Here is a 13798-nt window from a genome sequence, read left to right as displayed (position 1 = left end):
GCGGCCTCCGGGGCGAACGGCACCGGAGGCCGCGCGTTAATCTTGGCCCTATGCCTGAACGCCGTACTGTCGCCCTTGTCACGCTCGGATGCGCCCGCAACGAGGTGGACTCCGAGGAACTCGCCGGGCGACTGGAAGCCGACGGCTGGTTGCTCGTCGACGACGCCGCCGAAGCGGACGTCGCGGTCGTCAACACCTGCGGCTTCGTCGAGGCCGCCAAGAAGGACTCCGTGGACGCCCTGCTGGAGGCCAACGACCTCAAGGGGCACGGCCGCACCCAGGCCGTCGTCGCGGTCGGCTGCATGGCCGAGCGCTACGGCAAGGAGCTCGCCGACGCCCTGCCCGAGGCCGACGGCGTGCTCGGCTTCGACGACTACTCCGACATCTCCGACCGCCTCCAGACCATCCTCTCCGGCGGCCACCACGCCCCGCACCTCCCGCGCGACCGCCGCAAGCTGCTGCCGATCAGCCCGGCCGAGCGGCAGTCCGCCGCCGAGGCCGTCGCGCTGCCCGGCCACGGCGCCGCCGAGACCCCGGCCGAGCCGATCGCCGACCTGCCCGAGGGCCTCGCCCCGGCCTCCGGCCCGCGCACCCTGCGCAAGCGGCTCGACGACAACCCGGTCGCCTCGGTCAAGCTCGCCTCCGGGTGCGACCGGCGGTGCTCCTTCTGCGCCATCCCGGCGTTCCGCGGCTCCTTCATCTCCCGCCGCCCCTCCGACGTGCTGCACGAGGCCCAGTGGCTGGCCGAGCAGGGCGTGCGCGAGGTCGTCCTGGTGAGCGAGAACAACACCTCGTACGGCAAGGACCTCGGCGACATCCGGCTGCTGGAGACGCTGCTCGGCGAGATCTCCGCGATCGAGGGCGTCGAGCGCGTCCGGGTCTCCTACCTGCAGCCCGCCGAGATGCGCCCCGGGCTGATCGACGCGATGACCGGGACCACGGACGTGGTGCCCTACTTCGACCTGTCCTTCCAGCACTCGGCGCCCGCAGTGCTGCGCCGGATGCGCCGCTTCGGCTCCACCGACCAGTTCCTGGACCTGCTGAAGACCATCCGCGACCGGGCCCCGCAGGCCGGCGCCCGGTCCAACTTCATCGTCGGCTTCCCCGGCGAGACCGAGGCGGACTTCGCCGAGCTGGAGCGCTTCGTCACGCACGCCGGGCTGGACGCGATCGGCGTCTTCGGCTATTCCGACGAGGACGGCACCGAGGCCGCGACCTACGACGGCAAGCTGTCCGAGGACGTGATCGCCGACCGGCTGAACCGGCTCAGCCGGCTGGCCGAGGAGATGACCGCCCAGCGGGCCGAGCAGCGCGTCGGCACCGAGGTCGAGGTCCTGATCGAGTCCGTCGAGGACGGCGTGGTCGAGGGCCGGGCCGCCCACCAGGCCCCCGAGACCGACGGCCTGACCACCCTCACCGGCGTCGAGGACCCGCAGATCGGCCAGTTCCACCGGGCCAAGGTGGTCGCCAGCGAGGGCGTCGACCTGATCGCCGAGGCGCTGGAGCCGGTTCGGGTCCGTCAGGCCCCGGGAGCCGGGGCATGACCAAGGGGCCCGGCGCCCCGGCCGCGGCCCATCCGGGCAGACCGTCGGCCGCGGTGCCGCCGGTGCCGGCTGTCTGGAACATCGCCAACATGCTCACGATGCTCCGGCTGCTGCTGGTACCGGTCTTCGTATCGCTGCTGTTCGCCGACGGCGGGCACGACCCCAAGTGGCGCTCGGTCGCCTGGGCCTCGTTCGCCATCGCGATGATCACCGACCTGTTCGACGGCGAGCTGGCCCGGCGCAAGGGCCTGGTCACCGACTTCGGGAAGATCGCCGACCCGATCGCCGACAAGGCGATCATGGGCTCGGCGCTGATCGGCCTCTCGCTGCTCGGCGACCTGCCCTGGTGGGTCACCGCGGTGATCCTGGCCCGCGAACTCGGCATCACCCTGATGCGTTTCTGGGTGATCCGCTACGGCGTCATCCCGGCCAGCCGCGGCGGCAAGATCAAGACGCTGACCCAGGGCATCGCGGTCGGCATGTACGTCCTGGAGCTGACCGGTTGGCTGGCCACCGCCCGGGCCGTGCTGATGGCGCTGGCGGTCCTGCTGACCGTCGGCACCGCGCTGGACTACGTCGGACAGGCGCTGCGCATGCGCCGCGAGGGACTGGCCGCGGAGCGCGCGGGCCGGTGAGCGACGGGGGAGACCGGGTGACGGAGCACGAGCTGGCGGTACGGGCGCACGAGGCGCTGCGGGCCAGGGGCGGCACGCTGGCCGTCGCCGAGTCGCTGACCGGAGGGCTGCTCGCGGCCGCCCTGGTCGACGTCCCCGGGGCGTCCGCGACCTTCCGGGGCTCGGTCACGGCGTACGCCACCGAGCTGAAGGCCTCGGTGCTCGGCGTGGACGAGGGGCTCCTGGCGGTGTACGGGCCGGTCCACCCGGTGGTGGCGGGACAGATGGCCGAGGGCGTGCGCCGACTGCTGGGGGCCACGTACGGGATCGCGACGACCGGGGTGGCCGGGCCGGACCCGCAGGGCGGGCAGCCGGTGGGCACCGTACACCTGGCGGTCGCCGGTCCGGAGGGAACTCTGGTCAGTTCGCCCCGGCTGTCGGGCGGTCGTGCCAGAATCCGTCACGGGGCGGTGACCGCCGCTCTGGAGCTGTTCGTCGGGCGGCTCCGGGCCGCTACGCCCACGACCTGAACCCCGCGGGGCCCGCACCCGGGAGTCCCGCAGCCCGTGTGGAGGCGCCGCGGAGGCGTGGTGGAGCCCCGATCGCGGCGATCTCCACCGAACCGAGATCCGCCGATCCGGTCCGCGGGCATGGCACAGCTGGAGGATCGTGTTACATCCAACGGCCTGGTTGGGCAGAAACCAGGTGGCGAACGAGTTGCGTGACGGTGACCGGGCGGCCCAGGACGGGTACCACGAGGGGCCCGCGGACCCGGGAACGACACCGGAACGAGGAGGGGGACAGCCTTGCAGCCCAGAGTGAACACGACCAGGGTCCCCGCACGCGATGCGGGCAAGGCGGTACGGTGGGGGCGTGACATCTCGATCCGCAGTCCGAGGAGGGAGGCACCGATGATCCTGCTTCGTCGCCTACTGGGCGATGTACTGCGTCGGCAGCGCCAGCGCCAGGGCCGCACACTCCGCGAGGTGTCGGCGGCAGCCAGGGTTTCGCTCGGTTACCTCTCCGAGGTCGAGCGGGGACAGAAGGAGGCCTCCTCGGAGCTGCTCTCCGCCATCTGCGACGCGCTCGACGTCCGGATGTCCGAGGTCATGCGCGAGGTCAGCGACGAACTGTCGCTCGCCGAACTTGCGGCGATGGCCACCCTCTCCGAAGGTGATCTGCTGAGGCCGGTACTCGAACCGGTTCCGCTGCCCGCCCCCGGCACCGACCGGGCGAACATGTCGCCCAAGGCCGCCGCGATGGACGTGGTCGCCGCCTGAACCCGGCCTCGACTCCCGGGCTCCTGGTGCCCGGGTCGAGCGAAGGAGGGCGGTCGTGCGGAGAGCCGCGACGGCGTGCACGGAGGCTCGAATACGGCTGCGGCGACTGATACCGTGGCCGGCCCGCCGGGTCCTGGTGATCCTGACGGCAGGGCTGGTCTGGTGGCTGCCGGCGGTCCGGGGACAGTTGGCCGAAGGTGCCGCGCTGGGGCTGCTCGCGGCCGGCGGCTGGGGACTCGGCCTGATCCCGGTCCACGCCGACCGGAACGCCACCGGGCCGCAGCGGCGCCCGTCCGCGGCCGTGGCCCGGATGGAGGCGCCACCGCCGACGGTCGGCTGAGCCACTCGAACGGGTGATACGAGCGAACGAAGGCCGCGGGGCATCCGATGCCCCGCGGCCTTCGGCGTCGGCGGACCTCAGGAGGACCGCAGGCGCAGGCCGCGCGGGGTGGCGTGGAAACCGGCCTCCTCCAGCGCGGCGCCCAGCGCCGAGCCGAGGGCCGGCTCGCCGTTCGCCCGCTCGACCGTGACGCTGCCGAGCGCACCCTCGCGGACCGCGGCCGCCAGCGCGCCCACCGCCAGCGCCCGGGTGGCGTCGTCCTCCGGCCAGGCCAGCAGCGACTTGCCGCCCCGCTCGACGTACAGCGCCAACTCGCCGTCCACCAGCACCACCAGGGCGCCCGCCTTGCGGCCCGGGCGGTGCGCCCTGGCCTCCTTGGCTCCGGGGGCCGTCGGCGGCTCCGGCCAGGGCAGTGCGGAGCCGTAGGCGTTCGCCGGATCGGCGGCGGCCAGCACCAGTACCTGCGGCGGCTCGGTGGCCGGGGCGGCCGGCCACTCGGCGGCCCGGGCCCGCTCCAGCCGGCCGTTGACCGAGCGCAGCCGGTCGGCCGCGCCCTCCATGGCGAACTGGGCGCCGCCCAGCCCCTCGACGAAGTAGCCCCGGCGGGCCCGGCCACGCTCCTCCATCGCGGCGAGCACCCGGTACACCCCGGCGAAGCCGCCCGGCACCCGCTCGGCCGCCACCGCGCCCCGGGTCACCAGGCCGTGCCGGTCCAGCAGGCTCTGCGCCTGGGTGGTGGCCCGGACCGTCGGGTCGGTGGTGAAGGCGGGCAGCAGCGACCAGCGCCCGGCCACCGTCGGCGGGCCGCTGCGCAGTGCTCCGCCGACCCGGCCGAAGGCGCGGCCGGCGCCGCCGTAGCGGCCGCGCGGGGTCGCCCGGGGAGCGCGGTGGGCGGTGGCACCGGCCGTCCGGCCGGAGCCGAGCAGGGCGCGCAGCGGGGCGAGGGTGTCGTTGGTGACGTACCCGGCCCAGACGAGGTCCCAGAGTGCCTCGACGACCTCCGGCTCCGGGGTCTCCTCCGGCAACTGCTGGACCAGCTGGCGGAAGAACAGGCCGTAGCCGCCGGCCAGCGCCGCCATCAGCGCGTTGTGCACGGGGGTGAGCGCGGGCGGGACGGGCTCGGGGCGCAGCAGGTGGGCGTGCTCGGCCAGGTGCAGGCTGAGCCAGCCGTCCTTGCCGGGCAGCGCGCCGGCCCCGCACCAGCCGATCTCGCCGGCCGCCGTCAGCTCGTCCAGCAGGCCGGGGGAGTAGTCGGTGAGCCGGGCCGGGAGAATCAGCTTCTCCAGGGCGGAGGCGGGCAGGGCGGTGCCCTGGAGCTGTTCGACCACCCGGAGCAGGCCGTCCGGGCCGCGCAGCCGGTGGCCGGCCAGGTGCTGCCACTGCGGGAGGAACGCGGCCAGGGCGCGCGGCGGGACGGGTTCGACCTCCTGGCGCAGGGCGGCCAGCGAGCGGCGGCGCAACCGGCGCAGGACCTCGGCGTCGCACCACTCGGTGGTGGTGTGGTCGGGAGGGGTGGCGTGGAGCGCCTCCGGAGAAGGGTGCCGGCGGGCGACGGGTGGGCGGAACTGGCCCTGGACCAGGCGGCCGGCGGCGGTGAGCCGGTGCAGGGTGCCGGTGACGACGGCGGTGCCGAGGCCGAAGCGGGCGGCCGCCTCGGCGGCGGCGAACGGGCCGTGGGTGCGGGCGTGGCGGGCGAGCAGGTCGCCCAGCGGATCCTTGACCGGCTCGGTGAAGGCCTCGGGGACGCCGACCGGCAGCGGGGTGCCGAGCGCGTCGCGCAGCCGCCCGGCGTCCTCGACGGCGGACCACCGCCGCTCGCCGGCGATCCGGACCTGGATCACCCGGCGGGCGGCCTCCAACTCCAGTGCCCAGAGCGGCTCGGCGCCGCGGGCCGCCAGCTCGGCCTCGGTGAGCGGGCCGAGCAGGCGCAGCGCGTCGGCGACGCCCTCGGCGTCCTTGATCCGGCGCTCGGGGGTGAGGCGCTGGAGCTCGGCCTCCAACTCGGCGAGCACCTGCGGGTCGAGCAGCTCGCTCAGCTCGGCCTGGCCGAGGAGTTCGGACAGCAGCCGGGAGTCGAGCGAGAGGGCGGCGGCGCGGCGCTCGGCGAGCGGGGAGTCCCCCTCGTAGAGGAACTGGGCGACGTAGCCGAACAGGAGGGAGCGGGCGAAGGGCGAGGGCTCGGGGGTGGTGACCTCGACCAGGCGGACGGCGCGGGATTCGAGGTCGCCCATCAGCTCGACCAGGCCCGGCACGTCGAAGACGTCCTGGAGGCACTCGCGGACGGCCTCCAGGACGATCGGGAACGAGCCGTACTCGGAGGCGACTTCGAGCAGTTGGGCGGCGCGTTGGCGCTGCTGCCAGAGCGGGGTGCGGCGGCCGGGGCTGCGGCGCGGGAGCAGCAGGGCACGGCCGGCGCACTCGCGGAAGCGGGAGGCGAACAGGGCGGAGCCGCCGACCTGGTCGGTGACCAGCTGCTCGATCTCGGCGGCGTCGAACAGGGCGGCGTCGGCGCCGACCGGGGCCTCGTCCGAACCGGACCGCTCCGAGGGGCTGTTGAAATCGAAGTCGGTGGCGAGGAGGTCGGCGTCCGGCAGGCGCAGCACGATGCCGTCGTCGGCGTGCATGACCTGGGGGTCGAGGCCGTGCTTCTCGCGCAGCCGGGCGCCGAGCGCGAGCGCCCAGGGGGCGTGCACCTGGGCGCCGAAGGGGGAGTGGATGACGATCCGCCAGTCGCCGAGCTCGTCCCGGAAGCGCTCGACGACGATGGTGCGGTCGTCCGGGAGGTGGCCGGTGGCGGCGCGCTGCTGGGCGAGGTAGTCGAGCAGGTTCGCGGCGGCCCAGTCGTCCAGGCCGGCCAGGTGCAGCCGGGCGGTGGCGGCCTCGGGCGTCAGCGCGCCCAGCTCGCGGGTGAACGCGCCGAGGGCGCGGCCGAGTTCGAGCGGGCGGCCGAGGGTGTCGCCCTTCCAGAACGGGAGCCGGCCGGGCACACCGGGGGCGGGGGTGACCAGCACCTTGTCGTGGGTGATCTCCTGGATCCGCCAGGAGGTGGTGCCGAGGGTGAACACGTCGCCGACGCGGGACTCGTAGACCATCTCCTCGTCGAGCTCTCCGACCCGGCCGCCGCCCTTCTTGCCCGTCTTCGAATCGGATCCTGTGGCACCGGCGATGAAGACGCCGAACAGGCCGCGGTCGGGGATGGTGCCGCCGGAGGTGACGGCGAGCCGCTGGGCGCCGGGCCGGCCGGTCACGGTGCCGGCCACCCGGTCCCAGACCACCCGGGGGCGCAACTCGGCGAAGGCGTCCGAGGGGTAGCGGCCGGCCAGCATGTCGAGCACGGCCTCGAAGGCGGACTGCGGGAGGGTGGCGAAGGGCGCGGCGCGGCGGACCACGGTGAGCAGGTCGTCCACCGGCCAGGCGTCCAGCGCCGTCATCGCGACCAGTTGCTGGGCGAGCACGTCCAGCGGGTTGCGCGGGACGCGCAGCGCTTCGATCCGGCCGGCCCGCATCCGCTCGGTGACCACGGCGGACTGCACCAGGTCCCCGCGGTACTTGGGGAAGAAGACGCCGGTGGAGACGGCGCCGACCTGGTGGCCGGCCCGGCCGACCCGTTGCAGGCCGGAGGCGACCGAGGGAGGGGACTCGACCTGGACGACCAGTTCGACGGCGCCCATGTCGATGCCCAGTTCCAGGCTGGAGGTGGCGACCACGGCGGGCAGCCGGCCGGCCTTCAACTCCTCCTCGACCAGCGCCCGCTGCTCCTTGGAGACGGAGCCGTGGTGGGCGCGCGCGATGACCGGCGGGGCGCCCTTGGCGACGCCGGACTCGGCCATCAGCCGGGCGGGGGAGTGCGCCTCGGGCAGCGGCTCACCGGTGGCCCGTTCGAGGGCGATCTCGTTCAGCCGGTTGCACAGGCGCTCGGCGAGGCGGCGGGAGTTGGCGAAGACGATGGTCGAGCGGTGCGCCTGGACCAGGTCGACGATCCGCTCCTCGACGTGCGGCCAGATCGACGCCTGCCGCTGCGGGTCGGCGTCGGAGGAGGCGCCGGTGGCCGGGGCCGCGGGCAGGTCGTCCAGGTCGGGGACGGGGACGACCACCGACAGGTCGAACTCCTTGGCGGCGGTGGGCTGGACGACGACGGCGCCGCGCTGCGGGCTGAGGTAGCGGGCCACCTCCTCGACCGGGCGGACGGTCGCGGACAGGCCGATCCGGCGGGCCGGGCGCTCCAGCAGTTCGTCCAGCCGCTCCAGGCTGAGCGCGAGGTGGGCGCCGCGCTTGGTGCCGGCGACGGCGTGCACCTCGTCGAGGATCACCGTGTCGACGCCGCGCAGCGCGTCCCGCGAGGCGGAGGTGAGCAGCAGGAACAGCGACTCGGGGGTGGTGATCAGGATGTCCGGCGGGTGGGTGGCGAAGCGGCGGCGGTCGGCGGCGGGGGTGTCGCCGGAGCGGGTGGCGACCTGGACCTCGGGCTCGGGCAGGCCGAGCCGGACGGCGGCCTGGCGCAGGCCGGTCAGCGGGGCGCGCAGGTTGCGCTCGACGTCCACCGCGAGGGCCTTGAGCGGCGACACGTACAGGACCCGGCAGCGGCGCTTGGGGTCCGCCGGGGGCGGGGTGCTGCTCAGCCGGTCCAGGGCGGAGAGGAAGGCGGCGAGCGTCTTGCCGGAGCCGGTGGGGGCGACCACCAGGACGTCGGTGTCCTGCCGGATGGCGCGCCAGGCCTCGGTCTGTGCGGTGGTGGGGGCGGAGAAGGCGCCGGTGAACCAGGCCCGGGTGGTCGGGGCGAATCCGGCCAGGGGGTCGTCGTTCGGCGGGGTCGGGTGCTGGGGCGCCATGCCCCCCATGGTGCCGGGTGGCACCGACAACCGGGGTGGGGAGCGGAGGCCGCACGGGTGTGGTGAGCACGGGTGTAGTTAAAGGAGCAAAAAGACAAATCCGCTCATATGGTGATGAACCAGGCCAGTGATCCACCCCCGACCCCACCGGACCGACGAGCGGAGACCGTGCGATGGCGCAGGTGAACCCGTCCGGCCGTCCCGCCCGCCGCCGCGTCCGCGGGCCCGCCCGGGCGCTGCTCGCGATGCTGCTCACCGCACTCGTGGTCGGCGGCGCCGTCCCGTACGTGTCCGGATCCGGTCGGCCCTACCTCAGCTACCTGGTGCTCGCCGGGCAGGAGGACGCCGCCGGGGCCGCCCTGGCCGGGGCCGAGAGCCGGGCGGCGGGCGGGCAGGTGGTCCAGGAGTACCCGCAGATCGGGGCCGTCCTGGCGTACGCCACCGGCGGCTTCGCGGGCACGCTGCGGGCCCGGCCCGGGATCGCCGCCGTCGGCACCACCCGGACCGAACCGGTGGTCGCCCCGCCCCGCCTGCTGGACGGCGCCGGGGACTTCGCCGCCGGTACCGACCGCGCGGACCGCGCCGGCCGCAGCAGCACCGATCGGGCCCGTCGCGACAGCACCGACCGGCACGACGGCGGCACCGTCACGGTGCCCGACCCGGGCGAGGGCGACCCGTGGAACCTCGCCATGCTCGGCGGCGCCGGCGCCCGGGCCGGCGACGCCTCCACCGGGATCCGCGGTCCGGCCGGCGCGCCGACCGCCGACGCGCTGGGCAAGGTGCTCGTCGCGGTGCTCGACTCCGGTGTCGACGACACCCATCCGGACCTGCGCGCCGCCGTCGACCCGAAGGCCTCCGTCTCCTGTGCCGACGGCCGGCCCGACGCCCGCTCCGGCTCCTGGCGGCCCGACCCCGGGGTCAGCGAGAGCGGCCACGGCACCCACGTCGCCGGGATCGTCGGCGCCGCCCGGGACGGCCACGGCGTCACCGGGGTCGCGCCGGGCGTGCGGATCGCCGCCGTCCGGCTGCTCGGGCCGCTCGGCCAGTACTACGCCGAGAACATCGTCTGCGGCATGCTCTGGGCCGCCGACCACGGCGCCAAGGCGATCAACAACAGCTACTTCGCCGACCCCTGGAAGTACAACTGCCCGGAGGACCAGGACCAGGCCGCACTGATCGCCGCCGTCGGCCGGGCCTCCGCCTACGCCCAGCGCAAGGGCGCCGTCGTGGTCGCCTCGGCGGGCAACGACGGACAGGACCTCGGCGCCGCCCGGACGGACGAGCGCAGCCCCAACGACCGGGTCTCCGGCCCGGCCCGCTCCCGCTACCTGGGCAGCGAGTGCATCCGGCTGCCCGGCGAACTGCCCGGCGTCGTCACCGTCACCGCCGTCAACCGGGACGGCCGCCCGTCCAGTTACTCGAACTACGGCCGCGGCCGGGTCTCGCTGGCCGCCCCCGGAGGCGACCCGGACAGCGGGCCGCAGGGCGCGATCGTCTCCGACTGGCCGGGCGGGCAGTACGCGGCACTGGCCGGCACCTCGATGGCGGCGGCGCACGTCACCGGCGCGGTCGCGGTGGCCGCCGCCCTGCACCCGGACTACGGCTCCGCCCCGCTCGCCGCCCTGCTCGCCGGCACCGCGGCCGCCGCCTGCCCGCCCGGGCCGTACGCCTGCGGGGCCCGGCAGTACTTCGGTGCCGGGCTGCTCGCGCTGCCGCGCTGAGGCCGGCGGAAAACCGGGTGACGCCGCCCGGGCCGGTGGATGAGGATCGGGCCGTGACCGTCTTCCTCACCACCGAGCGGCTGGTGCTGCGCCGCTTCACCGCAGCGGACGTCGACCACCTGGTCGAACTGGACGGCGACCCGGAGGTGATGCGCCACCTCACCGGAGGGCGGCCGACCGCGCGGGAGCGGGTCGAGGGCGAACTGCTGCCGCTGTACCTCGCGCACTACCGGCAGTACGGCGACCTCGGCTGGTGGGCGGCCGAGGAGCGGGACGGCGGGGCCTTCCTGGGCTGGTTCGAGTTCCGGCCGACGCGGGACGGCGACCGCTCCGAGGTCGAGCTGGGATACCGGCTGCGCCGGGCCGCCTGGGGGCTCGGGTACGCGACCGAGGGGGCGCGGGCGCTGGTCCGCCGCGGCTTCACCGAACCGGGCGTGCGGCGGGTGGTGGCGTACACGATGACGGTCAACGCGGGCTCGCGGAGGGTCATGGAGAAGACCGGGCTGTCGTTCGTCCGCACCTTCCACGAGGACTACCCGGAGGCGATCCCCGGCAGCGAGCACGGCGAGGTCGAGTACGCGCTGACGGCCGGGCAGTGGCGGGCCCGGGACGGGGCCGCGCGGTCCGGGATACTGGAGCCATGAGGCTGACGGAGTTCTGGCGACGGATGCACGCGCACTTCGGGGAGACGTACGCGGAGTCCTTCGCCTCCGACCACGTGATGAGCGAACTCGGCGGGCGGACGGTGCGGCAGGCGCTGGAGGCGGGCTGGGAGGCCAAGGACGTCTGGCGGGTGGTCTGCGAGACCCAGGGCGTCTCCGGCGTGCTGCGCTGACCCCCGCCCGCCCGCGGGACCGACCCCGCCCCGGCGGGGTGCCCGGTGCTCGGGCGGCTCCGGGGGATGGGTGAGACTGTCGGAGTGACAAGCAGCGCAGAAGCACAGAATTCGGACAGGACGGCGCGGGTCGCCGACGAGGCTCCGGGCCCGCCGCCCGAACCGCGGCTGCCGGAGGGCGCGGCCGGCGGCCTCTGGGGCGGCGGGATGCCGCGCTGGCTGCCCCGGGCGATGGTGCTGGCCCTGGTGCTGGTCGGACTGTTCCAGCTCGCCGACTGGGCCTTCCACCAGCTGATCGACCTCTTCGTGATGCTGCTGGTGGCCTTCTTCCTCTCGCTGGCGCTGGAGCCGGCCGTCGACCGGATGGCGGCGCGCGGGGTGCGCCGCGGGATCGGCACCTTCCTGGTGTTCGTCGCGGTGGGGATCGCGGTGGTCGCGTTCCTCGCGGCGCTCGGCACGCTGCTGGTCGATCAGGTCGCGAAGATCGCCGGGGACCTGCCGCACCTGGTCGACAACCTGATCAACTGGGTGAACCGGACGTTCCATCAGGACCTGTCGCTGGGCGAGCTGCAGAAGAAGCTGCTCAAGGACTCCGGCGCGATCGAGAGCTACGCCCAGCAGGCCGCCGACAACGTCTGGGGCCTGTCCTCCACCGTGATCGGCGGGCTCTTCCAGGCCTTCACGGTCGGGCTGTTCACCTTCTACTTCACCGCCGAGGGCCCGCGGGTCCGCCGGACGGTCTGCTCGATGCTGCCGCCCGCCAAGCAGGGCGAGGTGCTGCGGGCCTGGGAGATCGCACTCGCCAAGACCGGTGGCTACCTGTACTCCCGGGCGCTGCTCGCGGTGGTCTCCGCGATCGGGCACTGGGTGATGTTCGCGCTGCTCGACCTGCCGTACGCGGCCGCGCTGGCGGTCTGGGTCGGCGTCATGTCGCAGTTCGTGCCGACCATCGGGACGTACCTGGCCGGCGCGCTGCCGGTGCTGGTGGCGCTCACCGTGCAGCCGGTGGACGCGCTCTGGGTGCTGATCTTCGTGGTGGTCTACCAGCAGGTCGAGAACTACCTGCTGCACCCGAGGATCACCGCGCGGACGGTGGACGTGCACCCGGCGGTCGCGTTCGGCGCGGTGATCGCGGGCGCGGCGCTGCTCGGCGCGGTGGGCGCGCTGATCGCCATCCCGGCGGCGGCCACCCTGCAGGGCTTCGTCGGGACGTACGTGCGGCGGTACGAGGTGGCCACCGACCCGCGGATCGACCGGGGCGAGCAGCGGCGGGCCCGGCGGGAGCTGCGCCGGGAGGCGGCGCGGCGGCTGCGGCGGATGGTCGGCGGCGACGGGAGGTGACCCGGCCGGCGGTGGCGGCACCGGCCGGACGTGCGAGGCTTGAATCGAACATTTGTTCTCTGTACTCTCCGGCGAGGAGTTTTCCACAGGCGGAGCCGGGTCGGGCTCGTTTGTCAGTGGGACGCGCTAGCGTCGAACACGATGAAGCGCACAGCACAGAACCCGAGGGTGGAAGCCATGGCAGGTACGGACCGCGAGAAGGCCCTTGAGAACGCACTCGCTCAGATCGAGCGGCAGTTCGGCAAGGGCTCGGTGATGCGCCTGGGCGAGAAGGCCAACGAGCCGATCGACGTGATCCCCACCGGGTCCACCGCCCTGGACGTCGCCCTCGGTGTCGGCGGTATCCCGCGCGGCCGGGTGGTGGAGATCTACGGCCCCGAGTCCTCCGGCAAGACCACCCTGACCCTGCACCTGGCGGCCAACGCCCAGCGGGCCGGCGGCACGGTCGCCTTCGTCGACGCGGAGCACGCGCTCGACCCCGAGTACGCCAAGAAGCTCGGCGTGGACACCGACGCCCTGCTGGTCAGCCAGCCGGACACCGGTGAGCAGGCGCTGGAGATCACGGACATGCTGATCCGCTCCGGCGCGGTCGACCTGATCATCATCGACTCGGTCGCGGCGCTCGTCCCGCGTGCGGAGATCGAGGGCGAGATGGGTGACTCGCACGTCGGTCTGCAGGCCCGGCTGATGAGCCAGGCGCTGCGCAAGATCGCCGGTGCGCTGAACCAGTCGGGCACCACGGCGGTGTTCATCAACCAGCTGCGCGAGAAGATCGGCGTCATGTTCGGCTCGCCGGAGACCACGACCGGTGGCCGGGCGCTGAAGTTCTACGCCTCGGTCCGGCTGGACATCCGCCGGATCGAGACCCTGAAGGACGGCACCGAGGCGGTCGGCAACCGCACCCGCGTCAAGGTGGTCAAGAACAAGGTCGCCGCGCCGTTCAAGCAGGCCGAGTTCGACATCCTCTACGGCGTCGGCATCAGCCGCGAGGGCGGCCTGATCGACATGGGCGTCGAGCACGGCTTCATCCGCAAGTCCGGCGCCTGGTACACCTACGAGGGCGACCAGCTCGGCCAGGGCAAGGAGAACGCCCGCAACTTCCTGCGGGACAACCCGCAGCTCGCCGACGAGATCGAGCGGAAGATCAAGGGCAAGCTCGGCATCGGCCCGAAGACCGAGGAGCCGGCCGAGGGCGAGGCGGCTGCCGCCGACGGCGCCGCGAAGCCGATCACCGCGACCGCCGCCAAGACGGCCGCGGCGAAGAAGACGGCGGCGGCCGCCAAGGCCTGAACCG

The 13798-nt window shown here is 74.4% G+C and carries 11 protein-coding genes; 10 read left to right on the top strand and 1 reads right to left on the bottom strand.

Annotated features, from left to right (window positions below):
* The first annotated feature begins 50 nt into the window (after nt 1–50).
* The 5 genes from rimO to ABT015_RS18460 all read left to right on the top strand — a co-directional run bounded on the left by rimO (nt 51) and on the right by ABT015_RS18460 (nt 3778).
* Nucleotides 51–1544: a 30S ribosomal protein S12 methylthiotransferase RimO gene (gene rimO, locus ABT015_RS18480; protein ID WP_350880207.1), complete on the top strand. Its 1494-nt coding sequence runs from the start codon at nt 51–53 to the stop codon at nt 1542–1544.
* A complete protein-coding gene (gene pgsA, locus ABT015_RS18475) occupies nt 1541–2179 on the top strand; it encodes a CDP-diacylglycerol--glycerol-3-phosphate 3-phosphatidyltransferase (RefSeq protein WP_350880205.1) in 639 nt (212 codons plus the stop codon). The genes rimO and pgsA overlap by 4 nt, the downstream gene beginning before the upstream one ends.
* Nucleotides 2180–2211: 32 nt before the next feature.
* Nucleotides 2212–2688, top strand: coding sequence for a CinA family protein (locus tag ABT015_RS18470; RefSeq protein WP_402453292.1), 477 nt, complete (start codon nt 2212–2214; stop codon nt 2686–2688).
* Between the two features lie 381 nt (nt 2689–3069).
* Nucleotides 3070–3438, top strand: coding sequence for a helix-turn-helix domain-containing protein (locus ABT015_RS18465; RefSeq protein ID WP_049660741.1), 369 nt, complete (start codon nt 3070–3072; stop codon nt 3436–3438).
* Between the two features lie 55 nt (nt 3439–3493).
* Nucleotides 3494–3778, top strand: coding sequence for a hypothetical protein (locus tag ABT015_RS18460; RefSeq protein ID WP_350880201.1), 285 nt, complete (start codon nt 3494–3496; stop codon nt 3776–3778).
* Between the two features lie 77 nt (nt 3779–3855).
* Here ABT015_RS18460 and ABT015_RS18455 read toward each other — a convergent pair whose 3' ends face one another.
* A complete protein-coding gene (locus tag ABT015_RS18455) occupies nt 3856–8607 on the bottom strand; it encodes an ATP-dependent helicase (RefSeq protein ID WP_350880199.1) in 4752 nt (1583 codons plus the stop codon).
* Nucleotides 8608–8780: 173 nt separating this feature from the next.
* Here ABT015_RS18455 and ABT015_RS18450 point away from each other — a divergent pair, with 173 nt between their 5' ends.
* The 5 genes from ABT015_RS18450 to recA all read left to right on the top strand — a co-directional run bounded on the left by ABT015_RS18450 (nt 8781) and on the right by recA (nt 13794).
* Entirely contained in the window at nt 8781–10328 is a 1548-nt protein-coding gene (locus tag ABT015_RS18450) for a S8 family serine peptidase (RefSeq protein ID WP_350880197.1), read from the top strand.
* Between the two features lie 53 nt (nt 10329–10381).
* Nucleotides 10382–10972: a GNAT family N-acetyltransferase gene (locus ABT015_RS18445; protein WP_350880195.1), complete on the top strand. Its 591-nt coding sequence runs from the start codon at nt 10382–10384 to the stop codon at nt 10970–10972.
* Nucleotides 10969–11163 (top strand): DUF3046 domain-containing protein, encoded by a 195-nt coding sequence (locus ABT015_RS18440; RefSeq protein ID WP_350880193.1) that lies wholly within the window; start codon nt 10969–10971, stop codon nt 11161–11163. Before ABT015_RS18445 ends, ABT015_RS18440 begins: the two co-directional genes overlap by 4 nt.
* 84 nt (nt 11164–11247) lie before the next feature.
* Nucleotides 11248–12504 carry an AI-2E family transporter gene (locus tag ABT015_RS18435; RefSeq protein WP_402453239.1) on the top strand — a complete coding sequence of 419 codons (1257 nt, stop codon included), beginning with the start codon at nt 11248–11250 and terminating at the stop codon, nt 12502–12504.
* Between the two features lie 177 nt (nt 12505–12681).
* The gene (recA, locus tag ABT015_RS18430) at nt 12682–13794 is read left to right on the top strand and encodes a recombinase RecA (RefSeq protein ID WP_350880191.1); all 1113 of its coding nucleotides are present in this window, start codon (nt 12682–12684) and stop codon (nt 13792–13794) included.
* Nucleotides 13795–13798: the final 4 nt, after the last annotated feature.

The organism is Kitasatospora sp. NPDC094016 (assembly GCF_040304045.1).
Classification (GTDB): Bacteria; Actinomycetota; Actinomycetes; order Streptomycetales; family Streptomycetaceae; genus Kitasatospora.
Note: the sequence above shows the minus strand (reverse complement) of the source record. Positions and strands in the feature narration are given on the sequence as shown.